The 20,731-nt window shown below is 64.9% G+C and carries 21 protein-coding genes; 12 read left to right on the top strand and 9 right to left on the bottom strand.

Annotation, left to right across the window (positions count from 1 at the left end):
- Window positions 1–15 precede the first annotated feature (15 nt).
- The 3 genes from ACODR8_RS09765 to ACODR8_RS09755 all read right to left on the bottom strand — a co-directional run bounded on the left by ACODR8_RS09765 (window position 16) and on the right by ACODR8_RS09755 (window position 1,774).
- Window positions 16–897 carry a UTP--glucose-1-phosphate uridylyltransferase gene (locus ACODR8_RS09765; protein WP_489007151.1) on the bottom strand — a complete coding sequence of 294 codons (882 nt, stop codon included), beginning with the start codon at window positions 895–897 and terminating at the stop codon, window positions 16–18.
- 98 nt (window positions 898–995) lie between these two features.
- Complete coding sequence (locus tag ACODR8_RS09760) at window positions 996–1,439, bottom strand: hypothetical protein (protein ID WP_217674415.1); 444 nt, start codon at window positions 1,437–1,439, stop codon at window positions 996–998.
- 161 nt (window positions 1,440–1,600) lie between these two features.
- Window positions 1,601–1,774 (bottom strand): DUF1674 domain-containing protein, encoded by a 174-nt coding sequence (locus ACODR8_RS09755; protein ID WP_489007057.1) that lies wholly within the window; start codon window positions 1,772–1,774, stop codon window positions 1,601–1,603.
- A gap of 140 nt (window positions 1,775–1,914) precedes the next feature.
- Between ACODR8_RS09755 and ACODR8_RS09750 the strand changes: the two genes are divergently transcribed.
- The 10 genes from ACODR8_RS09750 (at window position 1,915) to ACODR8_RS09705 (ending at window position 13,317) form a co-directional block, all read left to right on the top strand.
- Window positions 1,915–3,204: an RsmB/NOP family class I SAM-dependent RNA methyltransferase gene (locus tag ACODR8_RS09750; protein WP_489007056.1), complete on the top strand. Its 1,290-nt coding sequence runs from the start codon at window positions 1,915–1,917 to the stop codon at window positions 3,202–3,204.
- Between the two features lie 51 nt (window positions 3,205–3,255).
- Entirely contained in the window at window positions 3,256–3,747 is a 492-nt protein-coding gene (locus ACODR8_RS09745; protein WP_489007055.1) for a diguanylate cyclase, read from the top strand.
- A 78-nt stretch (window positions 3,748–3,825) separates the two neighbouring features.
- The gene (rpe, locus tag ACODR8_RS09740; RefSeq protein WP_294137096.1) at window positions 3,826–4,488 is read left to right on the top strand and encodes a ribulose-phosphate 3-epimerase; all 663 of its coding nucleotides are present in this window, start codon (window positions 3,826–3,828) and stop codon (window positions 4,486–4,488) included.
- A 14-nt stretch (window positions 4,489–4,502) separates the two neighbouring features.
- Complete coding sequence (locus ACODR8_RS09735) at window positions 4,503–6,254, top strand: heparinase II/III family protein (RefSeq protein WP_489007054.1); 1,752 nt, start codon at window positions 4,503–4,505, stop codon at window positions 6,252–6,254.
- Window positions 6,255–6,256: 2 nt separating this feature from the next.
- Window positions 6,257–7,288 carry a hypothetical protein gene (locus ACODR8_RS09730; protein ID WP_489007053.1) on the top strand — a complete coding sequence of 344 codons (1,032 nt, stop codon included), beginning with the start codon at window positions 6,257–6,259 and terminating at the stop codon, window positions 7,286–7,288.
- A gap of 76 nt (window positions 7,289–7,364) precedes the next feature.
- Window positions 7,365–8,954, top strand: a complete 1,590-nt coding sequence (gene purH, locus ACODR8_RS09725; RefSeq protein WP_489007052.1) for a bifunctional phosphoribosylaminoimidazolecarboxamide formyltransferase/IMP cyclohydrolase — start codon at window positions 7,365–7,367, stop codon at window positions 8,952–8,954.
- Between the two features lie 177 nt (window positions 8,955–9,131).
- Window positions 9,132–9,464, top strand: a complete 333-nt coding sequence (locus tag ACODR8_RS09720; protein WP_489007051.1) for a UrcA family protein — start codon at window positions 9,132–9,134, stop codon at window positions 9,462–9,464.
- A gap of 176 nt (window positions 9,465–9,640) precedes the next feature.
- Window positions 9,641–11,176: an NAD(P)/FAD-dependent oxidoreductase gene (locus ACODR8_RS09715; RefSeq protein ID WP_489007050.1), complete on the top strand. Its 1,536-nt coding sequence runs from the start codon at window positions 9,641–9,643 to the stop codon at window positions 11,174–11,176.
- 37 nt (window positions 11,177–11,213) lie between these two features.
- Entirely contained in the window at window positions 11,214–11,576 is a 363-nt protein-coding gene (locus ACODR8_RS09710; protein WP_489007150.1) for a GtrA family protein, read from the top strand.
- Complete coding sequence (locus tag ACODR8_RS09705) at window positions 11,554–13,317, top strand: hypothetical protein (protein WP_489007049.1); 1,764 nt, start codon at window positions 11,554–11,556, stop codon at window positions 13,315–13,317. Before ACODR8_RS09710 ends, ACODR8_RS09705 begins: the two co-directional genes overlap by 23 nt.
- Here ACODR8_RS09705 and msrB read toward each other — a convergent pair.
- From msrB to ACODR8_RS09690, 3 genes are read right to left on the bottom strand one after another with little or no spacing between them, the layout of a single operon-like run.
- Window positions 13,298–13,774 (bottom strand): peptide-methionine (R)-S-oxide reductase MsrB, encoded by a 477-nt coding sequence (gene msrB, locus ACODR8_RS09700; RefSeq protein WP_489007048.1) that lies wholly within the window; start codon window positions 13,772–13,774, stop codon window positions 13,298–13,300. The two genes, ACODR8_RS09705 and msrB, sit on opposite strands and share 20 nt — an antisense overlap.
- A gap of 18 nt (window positions 13,775–13,792) precedes the next feature.
- Window positions 13,793–14,983: an ABC transporter permease gene (locus ACODR8_RS09695; RefSeq protein ID WP_489007047.1), complete on the bottom strand. Its 1,191-nt coding sequence runs from the start codon at window positions 14,981–14,983 to the stop codon at window positions 13,793–13,795.
- On the bottom strand, window positions 14,980–15,945 hold the full coding sequence (locus ACODR8_RS09690; protein ID WP_489007149.1) for an ABC transporter ATP-binding protein: 966 nt from the start codon (window positions 15,943–15,945) through the stop codon (window positions 14,980–14,982). Before ACODR8_RS09690 ends, ACODR8_RS09695 begins: the two co-directional genes overlap by 4 nt.
- A 34-nt stretch (window positions 15,946–15,979) precedes the next feature.
- Between ACODR8_RS09690 and queG the strand changes: the two genes are divergently transcribed.
- Window positions 15,980–17,014 (top strand): tRNA epoxyqueuosine(34) reductase QueG, encoded by a 1,035-nt coding sequence (gene queG, locus ACODR8_RS09685; protein WP_489007046.1) that lies wholly within the window; start codon window positions 15,980–15,982, stop codon window positions 17,012–17,014.
- Here queG and ACODR8_RS09680 read toward each other — a convergent pair.
- Both ACODR8_RS09680 and ACODR8_RS09675 read right to left on the bottom strand, forming a co-directional pair.
- Complete coding sequence (locus tag ACODR8_RS09680; RefSeq protein WP_119746934.1) at window positions 17,011–17,385, bottom strand: hypothetical protein; 375 nt, start codon at window positions 17,383–17,385, stop codon at window positions 17,011–17,013. The genes queG and ACODR8_RS09680 overlap by 4 nt on opposite strands.
- The gene (locus ACODR8_RS09675) at window positions 17,382–18,050 is read right to left on the bottom strand and encodes an EI24 domain-containing protein (RefSeq protein WP_489007148.1); all 669 of its coding nucleotides are present in this window, start codon (window positions 18,048–18,050) and stop codon (window positions 17,382–17,384) included. Before ACODR8_RS09675 ends, ACODR8_RS09680 begins: the two co-directional genes overlap by 4 nt.
- A 111-nt stretch (window positions 18,051–18,161) precedes the next feature.
- Between ACODR8_RS09675 and ACODR8_RS09670 the strand changes: the two genes are divergently transcribed.
- Window positions 18,162–19,175 (top strand): adenosine kinase, encoded by a 1,014-nt coding sequence (locus tag ACODR8_RS09670; RefSeq protein ID WP_489007045.1) that lies wholly within the window; start codon window positions 18,162–18,164, stop codon window positions 19,173–19,175.
- Here ACODR8_RS09670 and ACODR8_RS09665 read toward each other — a convergent pair whose 3' ends face one another.
- A complete protein-coding gene (locus ACODR8_RS09665) occupies window positions 19,176–20,717 on the bottom strand; it encodes a lipopolysaccharide biosynthesis protein (protein ID WP_489007044.1) in 1,542 nt (513 codons plus the stop codon).
- Between the last annotated feature and the right edge of the window lie 14 nt (window positions 20,718–20,731).

The raw sequence follows: 20,731 nt of genomic DNA, 5'->3' as shown, positions 1-20,731 counted from the left end.
CCGCCCCTTTTTTTATCAGCCGCGCGCCAGTTCTTCGGCCGCGAAGGCGCGAATATGATCGCGCAGATCGTCCCGCTCAAGCGCCAGCGCCAGATTGGCCTCGATATAGCCGGCCTTTGACCCGCAATCGAAGCGGCGGCCGTCGAAGGTCACGCCGTGGAACGGCTGTTTGCCGATCAGCGCTGCCATCGCGTCGGTCAGCTGGATTTCGCCGCCTGCGCCTTTTTCCTGCGTTTCCAATATCTTCATGACATCGGGTTGCAGGATATAGCGGCCGGGCAGGATCAGGTTGGACGGTGCAGTCCCGGCGGCGGGTTTTTCGACCAGCCCCTTCACCTCCGTCAGTACGCCATCACGGACGCCCGGATCGATCACGCCATAGCTGGGCGTCTGTTCCATCGGGATTTCCAGCGCGCAGACCAGATTTCCGCCAACCTTCTCATAGGCATCGACCATCTGCTTCATGCAGCCATTGCCCGGCACGCCCTTCATGAACTCGTCGGGCAGCAGGATCGCGAACGGCTCATCGCCGATAATGTCGCGCGCGCACCAGATGGCGTGGCCCAGACCCAGCGATTCCTGCTGGCGCAGGAACACCGCATTGCCCGGTGCCAGCCGCGTCCCTTCCAGCGCGGACAGATCCTTGCCGCGCTCGCGCTGCAAGGTCTCGCACTCGAAGGCGATGTCGAAATAATCCTCGATCGCGCCCTTGCCGCGCCCGGTGACGAAGATCATCTGCTCGATGCCCGCCTCGCGCGCCTCGTCCACTGCATATTGGATCAGCGGACGGTCGACCACCGGCAGCAATTCCTTGGGCACTGATTTGGTCGCGGGCAAAAAGCGCGTGCCCAGCCCAGCGACAGGAAAAACGGCTTTGCGAATCGGCTTATTCAAGATGGACTCCCCTTAACCCCGGCCCCCACGGCCATGTATGATTTGCCGCACATGCGAAAAAGGTCAAGCGCGCGGCCAGAATTTGCTGTGTGCGCTGCACCCTATACTGCAAGCAAGCGGTTCGCGACCGTTTCCAGATCGCCTATTTCCTGATCAAGTTGCTCGAATGTGACAAATTGATGGATATTGCGTTGATCGCGACAAATAAATCCGCCCGGCTGGGGCTGATGAAAGCCCTGGATGATCAGCGCGCGAAAGCGGTCGATCCGCTGAATGTCGCGCTCGATCGCCGCGATTTCGGTCAGCGCACTCGCATTGCGCCGGTCGCGCATCGCCACCATCGTGCGCAATTCGGTCATCAGCTTGGCCATGGACGGGCGGGTGCGCGCGCCGACGGTGCGAATATCGCCCATCTTCTCGCGCATCAGGCCGATCTTGGTTTCCAGACTCTGTTCCAGCATCGTCCAGGCGCACACCAGCCGCCCGACCGCGCACAGCAACGCCGCATCTTCCGGCGCATAATCCGACACCGTTTTTCCATTCATATCCGCAACCAGATGTACGCCCACGCCCCATTCTCCTTATTGCCCCCTGTCCTGCGCAGGCGGGGACGGATAGGCCAGAGTGGCAGGCGCCATCGCTCGCGGCGGTGGCACGGCACATCGGAAATTGTGCAATATAGGCGGCGAGCCGAAAGCGCTATGGCTTAGAAATCAATCGCTAAGCCCTTGCGTTCCCAATCGCCGTAGCGGACCGGGCTTAACTCTTCTTGGTGCTGCGGCGGGCTGTCAATCGGGTCTGGCTGTGGCACGGGGGGGCTTTTGGAGAGATGGGCGGGCGGCTGCACATGCGCGGGGCGCTTGCCATTATAATGTCCCATATAGCCGCCTTTCGATAGCGGAGCGCCGCAGCGACGCCCTTGTCCTCAAGCCGCCATTTGGGCGGCAACAGGCTCAAGCGCAAGGGTATGAAGGGGAGGCACGCTTTCTTATCCCTGCAAAATGGCCTAGGCGCGGGCGCATGGCTCAATCTCCCCGCCCCGCTGACGTCCCCGGCCTGCCTGCGCGTCGTTCCGCCCTCAAATTGCTCGACGCCGTGCTGCGGCGTGGCGACCCGCTCGAAATTGCGCTGCATGGGGCCTGCCAGGGGCTGGCCGACCGGGCCGACCGGGCGCTGGTCCATGCCATCGCCGCCGAAGTGTTGCGCCATCTGCCCGATCTCGACGCGCTGATCGACGGCGCGACCCGGCTGCCGCTGCCTGACGATGCCAAGGCGCGCATGGTGCTGCGCATCGCGCTGGCGCAGGTGCTGGTGCTGGGCACCGCGCCCCACGCCGCGATCGCCACTGCCCTGCCGCTGGTCGATGGCGGGCCGCGCAAGCTGGTCCATGGCGTGTTCGGCACGGTGACGCGCAGCGCGCCAGTGCTGCCCGTGCCGCCGACTCTGCCCGCCGCCGTCGCCGAACGCTGGACCGCGCAATGGGGCGCAGAGATGGTGGATGCCGCCGCGCGCGCCTATGCCATCCGCCCGCCCGTGGACATCAGCCTGCGCGATCCTGCCGCCACCGCCGACTGGGCGACGCAATTGGGCGGCGTCAGCCTGGCCCCCGGCCATGTCCGCCTGCCCGACGGGGCCAATATTCCCGATCTGCCCGGCTTTTCCGATGGCGCGTGGTGGGTGCAGGATGTCGCCGCTTCCTGCCCGGCGCGCTTGCTCGGGGCAGGGGAGGGTCGCCATGTGCTGGACCTGTGCGCCGCGCCCGGTGGCAAGACGATGCAGCTGGCGGCGGCCGGCTGGCGCGTCACTGCGATCGATTCTTCTAAAAAGCGGCTGGAGCGGTTGACCGAGAATCTCGCGCGTACCGGCCTGCCCGCCGACGTTGTGCAGGCCGACCTGCGCCAGTGGCAGCCGGACGAACCGGTCGACGCCATCCTGCTCGACGCACCCTGCACTGCGACCGGTATCTACCGCCGCCACCCCGACGTGCTGCACCGTATCGGCCCGCGCCAGATTGCCGAGCTGGCGGAATTGCAGGGCGAATTGCTCGCCCGTGCCGCCGACTGGCTGAAGCCGGGCGGGGTGCTGCTCTACGCCACCTGTTCGCTGGAACAGGCCGAGGGGGAGGATCAGATCGCCCGCTTCCTGGCCGCCCGCCCGGACTTCACGCTTGTCCCCGCGCAAGCCGATGAATTGCCCGACGGCATGGCCTCCACGCCACAAGGCTGGCTGCGCACCTTACCCGACACATTGGCGGATCAGGGCGGCGCGGACGGATTTTTTATCGCGCGTCTTGCAAAAGCAACGAACTAAGCCTTAACCATGAAGCACTTAGGATGACCATTCCTCGTCTGGAGGTGCGCCGTGCGTCCGATCGAACCTTTGCCCCTGCACCATAGCTGGCCGCTCTACGACCTGCGCGAACATCTCGCCCCGGTGATGCTGGACCCGTCGCTGGCGCGCAACGATGCGGCGCTGGCGGAGCGGGGGCTGGGCCTGTGGCATTGCGACCTGACCGATGACAGCCTGACCTGGACGGCGGGCGTCTACGATATTTTCGGGCTGGAGCGGCATATATCGGTGCCGCGCGCTTTGTCCGTGTCGCTCTATGCCCCGGACTCGCGCGAAGCGATGCAGCGGCTGCGTACCTATGCCATCCGCCACAAGCGCGGCTTCACCCTGGACGTCGATATTCATCAGGCAGACGGTATGGGCCAGTGCGCCATGCGGCTGATTGCCGCACCCGTACTGAACGATGCGCAAGAGGTGATCGGCCTGCACGGGGTCAAGCAAATGCTGCCGCACGGCGCGGCCCCTTCCCACCGGCTCGATCCAACGATTTTCGTTATGTTATAGCGGCTTGGGCGCGCTCCACGCGCCACCCCCAAATCACCCGTTGCCCTTGGACCGAGGCATAGCTAAGGCGAACGGTTAATGACACCCTCGATCCTGATCTCGCCCTCCATCCTCTCCGCCGACTTCGCCCGTCTGGGTGAGGAGGTACGCGCCATTGACGAAGCGGGCTGCGACTGGATCCATATCGACGTGATGGACGGCCATTTCGTGCCGAACATCACCATTGGCCCGGCGGTGGTCAAGGCATTGCGCCCGCACACGAAAAAGACGTTCGACGTCCATCTGATGATCTCGCCAGTCGATCAATATCTCGACGCCTTTGCGCAGGCGGGCGCGGACATATTGACCGTTCATCCCGAAGCGGGGCCGCATATCCACCGCTCGATCCAATATATCAAGTCGCTGGGTGTGCAGGCGGGCGTGGTGCTGAACCCCGGCACCCCGGCCAAGATGCTCGACTATCTGATCGACGATGTCGACCTGATCCTGGTCATGAGCGTCAACCCTGGTTTCGGTGGGCAGAGCTTCATCGAAAATCAGCTGCGCAAGATCGAAGCGATCCGCAAGATGATCGACAAGAGCGGGCGCGACATCCGCCTCCAGGTCGACGGCGGCATTGATTTCACCACCGCGCCCAAGGCGATTGCCGCCGGGGCCGACGTGCTGGTCGCAGGCACCGCCACATTCCGCGGTGGACCATCGGCCTATGCCGATAATATCCGGAAGCTGCGGGGCGGGTGAACGAGGTCCGGCGCATGTCCGCCCGCAAGACGCCCGAACCCGCCGCTCCAGAGAGCAGCGACGACGGTATCGAACAGGGCAAGCGTCTCATCCGCGTCGCGGATGACAAGGGGCTGTCGCTGGCGCAGAAAATCGCCAATCATTTCTATCTGCTCAGCTGGAAAACGCCGATCCACGGTCGCAAGCTGCGCGGCAAATATCCGCTCAAGCTGCTGGCCGTCCCCGATGACGAACTGCCCGGCGACACGCGCGCTGGGCAGGCGATCCGCGCCGGCTATTTCCTGTTTCGCGGCAAGAAGCAGATTATCGACACGCTCGATTTCACTCGGTTGGACCTCGATCCCGCCTTTGCCGACTATCTGCACAGCTTCCGCTGGCTGCGCGATCTGGCCAGTGCTGCCAGCCGCGAACAGGCCGCGCCGATCGCCGAAAGCGTCATGCGCAAATGGCTCTCCGCCAATGCCGAAACGCCCAGCGAACCGGCATGGCGCGCCGACAATGCGGGCTGGCGGCTCTTCTTCTGGACCGCCCATGCGCCGCTGATCCTGTCCTCCAGCGATCTCGTCTATCGTTCGCTGGTCCTCAATTGCATCGCCCGCACCGCGCGGCATCTTGATCGCATCGCCGACAAGGCAGCGATGGGCCTGCCGCGCATCGTTGGCTGGAGCGCGATCGTTGCGGCCTCCATGCTCATGCCAGGCGGCGCAGCGCGCAAATTGTTCGGCGAAGCGGGCCTCAAGCGCGCAATCGACAGCGGCTTCTACCCCGATGGCGGCATCGTCTCCCGATCCCCGCTGGCGCAGGTGGAGGCGGTGATGGCGCTGTCCATGCTGCGCGCTGTCTATGATGTGCGGCGCGAAACCGCTCCCGCCTTCCTCAATGACGGCCTGACCCGGATCGTCCCCGCACTGCTGGGCCTGACCCATGGCGACGGCGGCCTAGGCAACTGGCAGGGTGCGGGCGCGATCGATCCCCTGATCGTCAACGCCGTTGTCGCGGCCAGCCGGGTGCGCGCCCGGCCGCTACGGCAGGCGCGCGACTGGGGCTATCAGCGGATCGCGGCAGGCGGCACCGTGGTGCAGATCGACGCCGCGCCGCCACCGGTCGCGCGCCTCGCCGACGCAGGCTGCGCCTCGACCGGCGCAATCGAGATTAGCGACGGGGCGCACCGCCTGATCGTCAATTGCGGCGGCGCCGGGCTGGAGGGGGCGTGGATACCGCGCGATCTTGCGCAGGGGCTGCGCACCACCGCCGCGCACAGCACGCTGGTGCTGGACGATTGCAACAGCACCGCGCTGATGCCCGACGGCACGCTGGGCCGCGGCGTGACCGAAGTGGAGCTGAACCGGCAGGAACTGGATAATGGCAGCCGGGTCGACCTGTCCCATGACGGCTATGTCCGCCGCATCGGCTATGTCCACCGCCGCCTGCTGCTGGTCAGCGGCGACGGCAAGGAAATTCGCGGCGAGGATATGCTGACCCCCGCGCAGCGCCGCCGTAAGCCCGCCAAACTCCCGGTCCTGCTGCGCTTCCACCTGGCGCCCGGCGTCGAACCGACCCTGACCGCTGACAATCAGGGCGCACTGCTGCGCATCGACATGGGCGCGCTCTGGCAATTCCGCACCGGCACCGGCGTATTGACTGTCGAGGACAGCCTGTGGGTCGATGGCGACGGCAGGCCGCATCCGACCAAGCAGCTGGTTGTGACCAGCGAGGCGCTGCCCGGCGGATCGAGCATCGGGTGGCTGTTCAAGCGGGTGGGGTGAGGATGGTCGTGCGTAACGGAAACGGCTCATTTGATCTGTTTCTCAAGCGGTATCTGATCTTCACTGGAACCCTCTCGGCCATCGTACTGGTTGCACCATGGATTCTGATTTTCGGTTTCATGCTGATGGTCCTTCCCGGTGTTTTTCTAGTAGTCATGCCAACAGCGTTTCTGTGGGGCGCGATGTTGGCCGCCTTCTACTGGGCGGGCGGCTTCCTGCTGTCGCCATTGCGGGCAGCAATGCTGGCGATCGTGGTCACGGCCGGGCTTGTCTGGGCCATCCCGCAGCCCTCCATCAGCGCGGGCAGGCGACTAGCGGCGGACCATCAACTGACGAATGTGAAGCCCGCCGGCCCGATAAAGCCCTTCGGCGATATCCGCATAGAATCCGGCATCCCCGATTTCGGTCGTGGTCCTTTCAGTTGCGACAGTCGCTGTGTCGCCCTTCTGTTCGAGGATTCAGTGCATAGCGTCACTGTCAACAGTAGCAGCGGCCTGTCGTTCGAAGATATCCAGCGTGGCGCCGCCCCCTTGTCTCATCTTGCGCAGACCTATCGGCTCAAACCATTGAGTGAATGCCCGGCAAGCCCACCCGTCGATCGCAACTTGAGATCGCCATTTGGCGAAACAGAACAGGACAGATGGAAGCTAGGTCGCCTGCATGAGGAACATCTCGCAAACGACGTATGTCTTGTCGCGGAACCGCCGCTGACTGATTATGATCTGCTTCTGCGGGAGGGCCGATGGGGGCGGGGAGGGGGAGCGGGGAAGCTTCCTTGGCTCCTATCCCGCAATCGCATTCATCTGGCCTATGTCGAAATCAGGGACCGTTCGCATCGCCCGCTGTTTCGGGTCGCAGATACGGCCGTGGAGATGCCTATCCCCGTGCTGACCATTCTGCCCAATATGGGGCATGGTTTTGATTATGACTGGGGATGGGGCCGGTACTGGATGCCCCGAGAGCTAATAAGCTGTCTCGACTGTTCCTTGGAGAAGATCGACGCGATGCTCCAAGTCCGGCGCAAGTGGGATTGACGCAGGGCTGTATTTTTCCGCCGTCTGCCCTTAAGGGACCGGCGCAAAGTCGTCCTGCAACCAGAAGGCCTGTCCCATGACCGATTACCCCATCAAGCGCGCTTTATTGTCCGTGTCGGACAAGGCTGGCCTTATCGAACTGGGGCAGGCGCTGGGGAAGCATGGGGTGGAGCTGGTATCGACCGGTGGCACGGCCAAGGCGCTGCGCGACGCGGGACTGACCGTCATGGATATTTCCGACCTCACCGGCTTCCCTGAAATGATGGATGGCCGGGTCAAGACGTTGCATCCCAAGGTGCATGGCGGCCTGCTCGCGGTGCGGAACAACCCGGAGCATGTTGCGTCGATGGACGAGCATCAGATCGGCGCGATCGACCTGGTGGTGGTTAATCTCTACCCCTTCGCCGCGACCGTCGCCAAGGGCGCCGAGCGCGAGGAGATTATCGAGAATATCGACATTGGCGGCCCGTCTATGGTGCGTTCTGCGGCCAAGAATCATGAGAGCGTGGCGATCGTCACCGATCCGGCCGACTATGCCCGGCTGATCGCGGAGATGGACGAGAAGGGTGGGGCGACCAGCTACGACTTCCGCCGGATGCTGGCAGCCAAGGCCTATGCTGCGACCGCTGCCTATGATTCGATGATCGCCAGTTGGTTCGCCTTCGCCGATCAGGGCGTGATGTTCCCCGAAACGCTGGCCGTCGCCAGCACGCTCTCGACCACGCTGCGTTACGGCGAAAATCCGCACCAGTCCGCCGCGCTCTATCTGCCCACCGGCCCGTCGGCCAATGGCATCGCCCAGGCCAAGCAGATCCAGGGCAAGGAACTGTCCTACAACAACTATAATGACGCCGACGCCGCACTCGAACTGGTCAGCGAATTTCGCGACGGTCCGCCGACCGTCGTCATCGTCAAGCACGCCAACCCCTGCGGCGTGGCGACCGGCGCGACCCTGATCGAAGCCTATGAAGCCGCGCTTGCCTGCGACAGCGTGTCGGCCTTTGGCGGCATCATCGCGGTCAACCGTCCGCTCGACGGCCCCACAGCCGAAGCGATCAGCGGCATTTTCACCGAAGTCGTCGCCGCGCCCGACGCAGATGATGCGGCGCGCGCCATCTTTGCCAAGAAGAAGAATCTCCGCCTGCTGCTGACCGGCGACCTGCCCGATCCCGCGCGCCCCGGCCTTCAGCTCAAGACGATCGCGGGCGGTGTGCTGGTGCAAAGCCGCGACAATGGCCAGATCAGCCGCGACGCGCTCAAGGTCGTGACCAAAAGGGAGCCGACAGAACAGGAACTGGCCGACTGCCTCTTCGCCTGGACTGTCGCCAAGCATGTCAAGTCCAACGCCATCGTCTATGCCAAGGGCGGCAGCACGGCGGGCGTCGGCGCGGGCCAGATGAACCGCCTGGAATCCGCGCGCATCGCCGCGTGGAAAGCCAAGGATGCTGCTGAGAAGGCGGGCTGGAGCGAGCCGCGCACTATCGGTTCGGCGGTCGCATCCGATGCCTTCTTCCCCTTCGCAGACGGCCTGCTGGCGGCGGTCGAAGCGGGGGCCACTGCGGTCATCCAGCCGGGTGGATCTATCCGCGACGATGAAGTCATCGCGGCGGCTGACGAAGCGGGCCTCGCGATGGTGTTCACGGGCATGCGCCACTTCCGGCATTAATCCTCCGCGGGTGCGAAGTAAAAGCCTTCGCATCCGCAAAAATCGCGTGAATCAGCCACTTTTTATCAACTGGCCTCTTTTCAACAACAGCCTGTGCGCTTATTTAGAGCATGACCCTACTTCCACGTCAGACGTGGGGCGGACAATTAGAAAAACATGTTCGACAGGAGAAACAGGATGACTGCAAAGACGCTGGTGGCGCTGGTTGCCACGATGGCGCTTGCGCTGCCCGGTGTGGCGAGTGCGGGCAATAATGACATGGATGTGATCGTCGATGGCCGAACGGGTGCGGAAACGCGCTCGGTCGCCGTATCGGTGGCGGACCTCAACCTGGCCAGCAGCGCTGGCTTGCGCCGCGCCGACTATCGCGTCATCCGCGCCGCCAAGCAGGTCTGCGGCTATGTAAACGGCTCGATCATCCCGGTGAGCGAAGATTATCGTACCTGCTATGGCGAAGCGCTGACCGGCGCCCGCACAGATCTCAACGCCATGGCCCAGCGCCTGGGTTAAGCGTCTGCCCGGTTCCCCTCACGAAGGGGACTGCAGGGGGCCGTTCCGCATCGCGCGGGACGGCCCTTTGTCATGCGGCTCGTTTCGCGTGCGATCCTTACCGCGCGTTAACCAGTCCTTAGAATATTTCCTTCACTCCCATGGCGACGAAAGACCATCCGGGGGAATTGCCTGTCATGCCGCGTATCGATCAAAGCGTGGACGTCGCCATCATCGGCGCAGGCCCGGCGGGCCTGACTGCAGCCTATCTGCTGACCAGGCAGGGCTACAGCGTCACGGTGATCGAAAAAGACCCGGTCTATGTCGGCGGCATCAGCCGGACAGTCGAACTGGACGGCTTCCGTTTCGACATTGGCGGGCATCGCTTCTTTTCCAAATCGCAGCAGGTCGTGGATCTGTGGAACGAGATATTGCCCGACGACTTCATCCAGCGTCCCCGGATGAGCCGCATCTATTATGAGGGCAAATTCTACAGCTATCCGCTCCGCGCGTTCGAGGCGCTGTGGAACCTGGGCGTCTGGCGCTCGACGCTGTGCATGGCGAGCTTTGCCAAGGCGAAGCTGCTGCCCAACCGCAATGTCCGCTCCTTTCAGGACTGGACCGTCAATGCGTTTGGCCACAAGCTTTTCTCCATCTTCTTCAAAACCTATACAGAGAAGGTGTGGGGGATGCCGTGCGATGAAATGTCGGCGGACTGGGCGGCGCAGCGGATCAAGGGCCTGTCGCTCTGGGGCGCCGTCACCGACGGGCTGAAACGCTCGCTCGGCCTCAACAAGAAGCCCAATGACGGCATGGCGACCAAGACGCTGCTGGAAACCTTCCGCTATCCTCGCCTGGGCCCCGGCATGATGTGGGAAAAGGCGCGCGACCATGTGGTCGATGGCGGCAATCAGGTGCTGATGGCGCACAGCTTCAAACGGCTGGAGCAGGATCAGGGGACTGACCGCTGGCGGCTGGTGGCGCAGGGACCGGAGGGTGAGGTCGTCATCAACGCAGGCCATGTCATTTCGTCCGCGCCCATGCGCGAACTGGCGGGCCGCATCCACCCGCTGCCCGCGACGTTGCCCGAAGCGATGGACCTTAAATATCGCGACTTCCTGACCGTGGCGCTGATGGTGAAGGGGGAGGATATTTTCCCCGACAACTGGATTTATATCCACGACAGCAAGGTGCAGGTCGGTCGCATCCAGAATTTCCGCAGCTGGTCGCCCGAAATGGTGCCGGACCCGACGCTGGCCTGTGTGGGCCTGGAATATTTCTGCTTTGAGGGCGATGGCCTCTGGGCCTCGTCCGACGCTGATCTGGTCGCGCTGGCGACGAAGGAAATGGCGCTGCTGGGCCTCTGCAACCCCGACGATGTCGTGGGCGGCGCGGTGGTGCGGCAGGAAAAGGCCTATCCGGTCTATGACGACGCCTATGCCGCCAATGTGCTGGCGATGCGCACCGAACTGGAAGCCCGCTATCCCACGCTGCACATGGTCGGGCGCAACGGGATGCACCGCTATAATAATCAGGACCATGCGATGATGACGGCGATGCTGACCGTCCGCAACATCGTCGCGGGCGCGCGCGTCCATGATGTCTGGTCGGTCAATGAAGATGCCGAATATCATGAGGCTGGCGAAGAGGGCCAAATTAATGGGGCTGATGCCGACGCGCAGGCGGCGCTGGCCAGCACCCGCGCCGTGCCGTCGCGCCTGAAGGCTGCCTGATCCGGTGCGCGTCCTGACGGCGCTGGTCGCGCGGCTGATGTTCGCCCGCTATCTGCTGGCCAGCATCTGTGCGCTGTCGAGCGACATGGCCCTGTTCCTGATGCTCGACCATTTTGGTGCGGCCCCGATGCTGGCGGCGTTTGGCGGCTATGCCATCGGCTTGGCTGTCCATTGGATGATCAGCATCCGCTTCGTATTCGATACCGGCACCGGTCCCACCCATGCGCAGCGCGCGGGTTTTGTGGCCAGCGCACTGCTGGGCATGGGCATTACGCTTGCCATGGTCGGCGGGCTGAGCCTGATCGGCGTTGCGCCGACGATCGCCAAATTGCTGTCCGTCCCGGTCAGTTTCCTCACCGTCTATGCGATCCGCAAATATGGCGTCTTTGCCCGCGCCTGATGGCAGGCGGGCGGCGCTGCTGGCGCTTCTCGCCTGGTTGCTGTGCAGCGCGGCGATGCTGTGGCTGTTCCACGGTGATTTCGCCACGCTCGGTTTCCGTGATCCCGATGACGCGATGCGGCTGGCGCAGGTGCGCGACTGGATCGGCGGGCAGGCTTTCTGGGATGTCAGCCAGCACCGGGTGAACCCGCCCAAAGGCGGCCCGATGCACTGGTCGCGGATCGTCGATATGCCGATCGCGGCGCTGATCCTGCTGCTGCGCCCGTTGCTGGGTATGGCGACGGCGGAGCTGGTCGCTTGCGCCATTGTGCCGCTGCTGCTGCTGGGTGGGCTGACGACGGCCTTGTTCATCGCGGCGAAACGGATGGCCGGGGCGGGGATTGCGCTGCTGGCGGTCGCATTGCTGCTGACCGCACCGTCTATTCTCGTCCAGTTCACGCCGTTGCGGATCGACCATCATGGCTGGCAGATCATGGCGGCCGCGCTGGCGCTGTGCGGCGCGATGGACGCCCGCGCGGCGCGCGGCGGCATCGTAGCGGGGCTGGCGCTGGCACTGTGGCTCCAGATTTCGAGCGAAGGCCTGCCCTATGCGGCGCTGGTTGCCGCAGTCTTTGCCCTACGCCACTGGATCGACCGGGCAGAAACGCCGCGCTATGTCGGCTTCAGTGTCGCCATTGGCGGTGCCGCTCTGATCCCGCTCATGCTGCTGCGTGGTCCCTCTGCGGTTTTGGTGCGCCACTGCGATGCGCTCTCCTTCGTTTATGTCTGGCCCTTGGCAGCATTGGCCGTTGCAACGCTTCTGGCTGCGCGCCTGATCGGCTCGTCGACCCCGCTGCGCCGCTTCCTTGTCGCCGCAATCGGCGGCAGTGCGGCGCTGGCGACCTTCGCGCTGACCGGCGGGCCTTGCCTGTCGGGCGATCCCTTCGCGGCGCTGGGACCGCTGGCCTATAAGCTCTGGTATTTGCAGGTCATGGAAGGGCGACCGATCTGGGAACAGAGCCGGTCGATGGCAGGCGTCATCCTGCTGCCCACGCTGCTCGGCCTGATCGCGACCCTGCTGGCCGCGCGCAGTGCTAGCGGCCCGGCGCGGATGCGCTGGCTGACGCTGGCGTTGCTGCTGACCGGGGCCATGCTGGTTGCGATCATGGTGATGCGCGCCGTGTCGGTAGCGCATCTGCTGGCGCTGCCCGGCACCGCCTGGCTGTTGATCGCCTTGTTCCGCCGGGTACAGGCGTCTGCCAGCGCCATCGTGCGGATATTGGGATCGGTCGCTTTGGTGCTGCTGACCCCGGCTGGCCTGTGCGCGCTGTGGGTCGCGATCGCCGCCACGCCAGAGCCAGCGAAGAAAGCCAGCGCCAATTGTCGCGCGGCCAGCGTGCTGGCACCGTTGCGCACCCTGCCGACTGCGACCCTGTTCGCGCCGATTGATCTTGGCCCGGACATTCTCGTCCAGACCCGCCACAGCGTTATCGGCACTGCCCATCATCGCAATGCGGCGGGCATCACTGCGGTGATCGAAGGCTTTGTCGATGCGCCCGATCAGGCCCGCGCCGTCATTGGCGCTACCAGCGCGCGCTATGTCGTGACCTGCGACGGCCTTAGCGAATATCGCCTCTATGGACAAGCCAACCACAACGGCCTCGCCGCCCAACTGGCGCGCGGCGCGACGCCAAACGGGCTGGAACCGCTGCCCACCAAAGGCCCGCTCAAAATCTACCGGATCAGGTCGCCACGAAGCTGAGCGCTACCCCGTTCATGCAGTAGCGCAGCCCGGTTGGCTTTGGCCCATCGTCGAACACATGGCCCAGATGCCCGCCGCAGCGCGCGCAATGGACTTCGGTGCGGGGATAGCCCAGGTCGAAGTCTCGGCTTGTGCCGACCGCCTTGGGCAGCGGCGCATAGAAGCTCGGCCAGCCAGTGCCGCTGTCAAATTTGGTTTTGGAACTGAACAGCTTTTGCCCGCACCCGGCACAGGCGAAAATCCCCGCTCGATGCTCCTTGTTGAGCGGACTGGTGAAGGGATGCTCGGTCGCCTGTTTACGCAGCACATTGTAAGCGAGCGGGGAGAGCCGCTTGCGCCACTCGGCATCGCTCAGCACAAAAGGATAGGCGGCCTCCGCTCGATCAAGGCCTAGCCGCCACCAGCCCAGCGCCACCGCGCCGGTCGCCACGCCACCCAGGAAAAGTCGCCGGTTCATGACGTCCTTCAACACCTCTCAGCCTGTCGTGTTCCTGAACAGATTTTTCCACCAGCGCCCGCCCGACTGCATGACATGTCGGCGGAACAGTAGCACCCCGACCCGGATGATCAGCGCCACAAACGCCGCCTGCCACAGCAGCGCCAGCAGATGCGGCCACAGCGCATCATCCTGCGCCGCCCGCGCGATCATGGCAAAGGGCGAACTGAACGGGAATATCGTTGCGGCGACCTCAGCGGGCGATCCCATATGGTCGACGGCGTAGCTTGCAAAGAAGAAGATCAGCATCTGTCCCATGGTCACCGGCATGTTCAGCGTCTGCACCTCCCGCACCGTCGCCGCCTGCGCACCGATCCCCAGGAACAACGAACCCAGCAGCGTATAAGCCATGGCGAAATACAGCACGGCGAGGATCAGGAACATCGGCCAGCCGACCGCTGGCGCAGGCAGGCCCGACGCGGACCCGTGCAGCGCCAGGAAGATCGCAAAGGCCGTCCCGCCCCAGAAAGCAATGCCGACAAAGCTCATCGCCAGCATCGCCATCAGTTTCCCTAGGAAAATCGCGTCGATCGGCACGGCGGCGGCTAATATCTCGATGATTTTGTTGGTTTTTTCTTCGACCAGATTGGACAGGATCATGCCCGCCAGCAGGATCGTCAGGAAGAACATGACGACCTGTGCCACCCGCCCGATCAGCAGCCGCGCCTGTGCCTGTGCGCCAAGGCTGGTGGCGACCTCCTGCCGCTCCACCTGTACCAGCCGCAGCGTATGTTCTGCCTGCGCAGCGCTGGCGATCAGGCTGAGGTCACCCTGCATCTTGTCGAGATCGTCGGGCTTGCCGGTCAGTATCGGGTGCGCCACCGAACCGGATAGGATTGCCACCACCGCCGAATCGGCCCGCGCCAGCTGCTCGTGCGGGGCAGGGGTCAGCGGCACGCGCCGCAACCGGACCAGCGCCTGCGGTCCCATCCGGGCGGTCAGCCGTGTATGGGCGCGCTCCAGCCGCGCCGCCTCGCTGGCGGGCATGGCGATGCCGACCATCGGGCGCAGGTCGGTGCTGGAGATTTTCTCGCCCAGCCCGCCAAAGGCCATGCCGATCAGGATAGGCAACAAAGGACCGAGCAGAAACAGGATGAAGGTGCGGGACAGCACCACTGCGGTGAAATCCCGTCGGGCGATGACCAGAGCGGCGCGTATCATCTCTCTCATGCGTCCTGCTCCCGCGCCTGCGCTTCTTCCATCTGGCGCGCGGTCGCTTCTCCGGCGATGGCGACGAAGGCGTCGTGGAGCCCTGGCCGTTCGATCGACAGGCTCTCAATCCCCGCCTGCCCATCCAGCAATGCGCGCAGCAATGGCTCGATCCCGTCGTCGGGCAGGGCGAAATGCCATGCGCCATCCTCCACCACCGTATCGCCGGGCAAAGCGCGCCGCCACGCCCCGTCGCTCGCCTTGGTACGCAGCCGCACCTGCGGGCGCAGCCGGTCGCGCGCGTCGGCCACCGTCCCTTCGAACCGGATGCGCCCGCCCGCAACGATGGCGATCCGTTCGCACAGGCGTTCGGCATGGGCGATGACATGGGTGGAAAAGAGGATGGTGACGCCCCGCCGCGCCTGTTCGCGTATCAGCGCCTCCAGCTTCTCCTGATTGATCGCGTCCAGCCCGGAAAAAGGCTCGTCCAGCACGATCAGCCGGGGTTCGTGGATGATCGTCCCGAATAGTTGCACCGTCTGCGCCATGCCCTTGGACAGCTGGCGGATCGGCTTGTCGATCGCGCCGCCCATGCCATGCCCCTCCAGCATCGCCCGCGCCCGTTCGCGACCTTGTTTCAGCGGCAACCCACGCAGCGCGCCCATGAAGGCAATCGCTTCAAACGCCTTCATCGACGGATATAGCCCGCGCTCCTCCGGCAGATAGCCCACCTGTCGCGCCATCCGCAGCGGCGCGGCGTCGCCCAGTAGCGACCGCACCCCCTCGTCCGGGTCGATAATGCCCAGCAGGGTGCGGAGCAGCGTGGTCTTGCCCGCGCCATTAGGCCCCAGCACGCCATAGATCGACCCGGCAGGCACGGCGATGTCGACGCCGTCGACCGCGCGGAAGCTGCCGAATGTCTTGACAAGGCCATGGCCTTCGAGCGCATAGCGGAGGGGCGGGGCCGGAGTGTCGCCGTTCATCCGCTCCTGATAGTGTCCCCCCATGCCAACGCAAATGGAAAGCTTGGAAACCCGCCTGAAGGTACAGGCCGCGTCGCTGGGCTTCGCCGCCTGCGCCATCGCGCCCGCCGACGTGGCCCCCCAGGCCGGGCAGCGGCTGGGCGAATGGCTGGACGCAGGCCATCATGGCGACATGCTGTGGATGGCCGAACGCGCGGGACAACGCGGATCGCCGCGCGGCCTGTGGCCCGACGTGCGCAGCGTGGTGATGCTGGGGATGAGCTATGCGCCGGGGCGCGATCCGCTGGCGCTGGCGGACGTGGGCGACCGGGCGCGCATCTCGGTCTATGCGCAGGGCAGGGACTATCATGATGTCGTCAAAAAGGGGTTGAAGGCGCTGGCCCGATGGTTGGTGGAGCAGCAGCCCGGCGCGCTCAAAGTGTTTGTCGATACCGCCCCGGTCATGGAAAAGCCGCTGGCGCAGGGGGCGGGGCTGGGCTGGCAGGGCAAGCATAGCAATCTGGTCAGCCGCCAGCATGGCAGCTGGCTGTTCCTGGGCGCGATCTACACCGAAATCGCGCTGCAACCCGACCCGCCGGAGATCGACCATTGCGGCAGTTGCACCGCCTGCCAGACTGCCTGCCCGACCGATGCCTTCCCGTCGCCCTATGTCGTGGACGCACGGCGCTGCATTTCCTATCTGACGATCGAGCATAAGGGGCCGATCCCGCACGAATTGCGGCAGGGCATCGGCAATCGCATCTATGGCTGCGACGATTGCCTGGCGGTCTGCCCCTGGAACAAATTTGCCGAGTCGGCCGCGGCCAACAAGGCGTTCCTGGGCCGCGCCGAACTCGCCGCTCCCGCCATCGCCGACCTGCTGGCGCTGGACGACGCCGCGTTTCGCGAGATTTTTTCAGGCTCCCCGATCAAACGGATAGGCCGCAACCGCATGGTGAGGAATGCGGCGATCGCAGCGGGCAATAGCGGTGAAGGGCGGTTACTGGGACGATTGCAGACGCTGACGGGCGATGATGATCCGGTCGTGGCAGAAGCGGCGGCATGGGCGATCGAAAAGCTGTCGACCTAACGCGCCCGCAACGCCGTCGCGCAGGCCGCCGGATCGACGTCGCTGCCAGCGGGCGAGCGCGCATCTACATGGGTCACGACCGGCTCCTTGCCGCGTGCCGGGGCGTAGAGATAGGTGTCGAGGACGCAGCGGCCATTGGCAAATTGCAGCTTGCGCACCGTGGTTTCGCGAATGTCGAGCCGGGGCGTGCCGAACATCTGGGTCAGCGCGCGCGCGTCCGCGCCCATCAGCGGGCCGGGCTTGCCAAAGGCGCTGGCCGGGGGACCGGCGGGCGGCGGCGCGATCCCGGTCTGCGGCACCACGCCACCCGCGCCACAGGCGGCAAGCGGCAGCGCCAGCAGCGCGATCAGGGCAAGGCGAGGGGCGTTCATACAGGCTTCCTTCTGACGCCGTGCAGCATGTGGACCGCCATAGCCGCGCTCCAGATCGGCGCAAGCAGGTTGACCAGCGGGATGAGGAACAGAAGCGCCGAAGCGAGACCCAGAAGCCACCGGCTGCCGCGCGGGATCGGCAGATGACCCGGATGGCGCGGCTCGACCATGTCGGCCAGATCGCGGCCCAGCAGATAGGCGTTGAGCGCCAGAAAAAGCCCGATCGTTCCCGCCCCCGTCACCAGCAGCGCGATGTAAGCGGGCAGCGCCAGCAGGTTCCAGCCGATCGTCCGCGCAACCGACGCCAGCGCATAGCGGATGCTGCGTGCCAGCCCGACTGGGCGCGCGTCCGCCGCGGCGTCCGGGTAGCGATCCGCCTCCACCGCCGCGATAATATCGTCGGCGAACAGACCCATCACCGCCATCGCGGTTGCGCGGAACAGCAGCCAGCCTGGCGCAACGACGATCAGCGCAGTCGCCGCCGCTTCCGCTAGGCCACCGCCGCCCCAGCCATAATGCAAGCGAAGCGCATGGACCCCCGCCCACAGCCCCACCGCCAGCACGGCAAAGACCAAAAGTGTCAGCAGCAATGTCTTGACCAGCAACCGCCGGGCGGCAGCGTGGAAGATCAACGGGAAGGCGCGCAGCGCGGCGGTCAGGACCATCGGGCCATTATCCGGCCTGCCGCGACGCCCGTCAATCGCGCGCTGTTGCATGGGCGCACGCACGCCGATAGAGACGGCACCCTGACATTCCCCGCACCATAAGGATTTTGCGTGACCGCTTCCGCTCCAGTTTCGGCCCCGACGCTTGACGTCGTCGCCATCGGCAACGCCATTGTCGATGTCCTCGCGCGCAGCGATGACGCTTTCTTGGCCGAGCATGCGCTGACCAAGGGCGGGATGCAGCTGATCGACGCCGAAATGGCCGAAACCCTCTATGCCGACATGCCCCAGGCCAAGGAAATCAGCGGCGGGTCGGCCGCCAACACGCTGGCGGGCCTCGCCGCGCTGGGCAAGACATGCGGCTTTATCGGCCAGGTGAATGACGATCAGCTGGGCGCGGTGTTCAGCCATGACGTGCGTGCGATCGGCATCCGTTTCGACACGCCCGTGATGACCGGCGATGTGCCGACTGCCCGCTGCCTGATCCTCGTCACGCCAGATGCGCAGCGGACGATGAACACATTTCTGGGTGCCTCGCAATTTCTGCCGGAGGCTGCGCTGGACCTGGATATGATCCGCTCGGCCGGCATCCTCTATCTCGAAGGCTATTTGTGGGACCCGGAGCAGCCGCGTGCGGCGATGCGGGCGGCGATCGACGCGGCGCGGGGGGCCGGGCGCAAGGTCGCCTTCACCCTGTCCGACAATTTCGTGATCGACCGCCACCGCGCCGACTTCATCGACCTTATCGACCATGGCCAGATCGACATCCTCTTTTCCAATGAGGGTGAAATCCAGTCGCTGGCGCAGATTGACGATTTCGACAAGGCCATGGCGACCATCTCGGCCAAGGTGCCGGTGCTGGTCTCGACCCGCAGCGAAAGGGGTGCGGTCGCGATCGTTGATGGCGTGCGTTACGAAGCGCCTGCTGCGCCGGTCGCGCAAATTATCGACACGACCGGCGCTGGCGACCTGTTCGCCGCCGGCTTCCTCGCTGCCCATATCGACGGGCGCAGCGTGGCCGATTGCCTGGCATTGGGCGCAGCGGCGGCAGCTGAGGTGATTTCCCACTGGGGCGCACGGCCGGAGGATGATCTGAGCGTCATCCGCGACACGCTGTTCGCCTGATCAGTCCGCTTTCTGCTTGCGGAACAGGGTGCGGTCATCGGGGCCAAAGCCCCAGCGCCAGATGACCACGCCATAAGCGCCCAATATCGCCCAGACGCCGACGACCAGCTCGACCCATTCGAGCCGCGGCGGCAGGGCGACGAAGGCGGAACCGACGATGCAGGCGACGCCCGCCGCGCTCAGCAACGGCCAGCGCCAGGCGTTGATCGGCGCATCGAGCAGGCGGGACAGCAACCGCGCCTTGACGAAGGCCCCGATCGCCAGCGCCAAGCATAGGGCGAGGGCGGGCGCTGCGGCCACTGCCATGACCGTCAGGTCGAGTTGGCGCGCGAGCAGGATCAGCGCGAAGCTGAAAGCTGCCTGGCAGCCGATCATGCCGAGCGAGATCATCAGGTTGCGGTGGCGGGCGATATAGACCAGCGCCGATTCGCTGACGACGGCGGTGGCGGCGATCACTTCGGCCATCAGCAGGAAAGCAAGCGCGCCGGTGCCGCTGACGAAATGCGGGCCGACCAGCCCCATCACCGCTTCGCCGGGGATGCCCAGCGCCAGCGCGATCCCCGCCTGCGCCGCGATGATCCAGAAGCCGACCTGGCTGACCTGCCGCGCGATCGCGGCCATATTGCCCTCCGCCAGATTGCGGGTGATGACTGGACCCAATATCGGGTCGAAGCTGGTCTTGAGCTTTTGCGGCAGCGAGGCGACCTGCTGCGCGATATAATAGATGCCGATCACCGCCGGGCTGACGAACAGGCCCAATATCGCCATGTCCAGCCGCCGCGATCCCCACTCCACCCCGTCGGCGGCCGCCAGCGGCAGGTTGCGCCGCGCCAGCCGCCACAACCGCCCGGCATCGGGCCGCCAGCCGACCGGCAGGCCATAATGGCGCGCCATCGGGATGATCGAGGCGATGAAGGCGGCGATCATCGACACGGCATAGGACAGGATCAACCCGTCGCGGGTCGAATAGAAGGCAAAGGCGAACGCACCGATGCTGATCGCCCAGGGTTCGATGATCGACCGCGCCCGCACGGTCGCGCCGACATCGAATTTATAGGCGCAGGCGGCCAGTGCCACGTCCGACCCGGCAACCGCGATAACGATCAACGCCAGCAGCCGGTCTAGGCCATTGATGCCGCTATTGGGAAACATCGCCTGTGGGAACGCGACCAGCAGGCCTGCGCCGAGCAGGGCAGCGATCATCGTCACCAGCATTGCATCGGTCACGACATGGGCGTGGGGTCGTTCGGTCTGGCTCAACGCACCCGCCAGCCCGCGTTTCAGGCCGAGCGTCGCCAATTGCGCGACAAATTCTACCACCAGCACGGCATAGGCGAAGCGGCCCAGCGTTTCTGCCCCATAGACCCGGCCTGCGATGAACAGGAAGGGCAGCCGTGCAGCCAACCGAAGGAGAAAACCGAACACATTGGTCCGCCCGCCCTTGGCCAGGGCGGCGATGTCATCCTCGTCCTTTGACGCAGGAAGCTGCGCGGTCAATCGACTCCCCTCTGTCGTCCCGTCTGATGACTGGAATGTAGCCATGATGGTGCGGTCGC

Source organism: Sphingobium sp. FG58 (assembly GCF_057809055.1).
The sequence above is the reverse complement of the archived record's forward strand: the minus strand, read 5'-3'. Positions and strand labels throughout refer to the sequence as shown.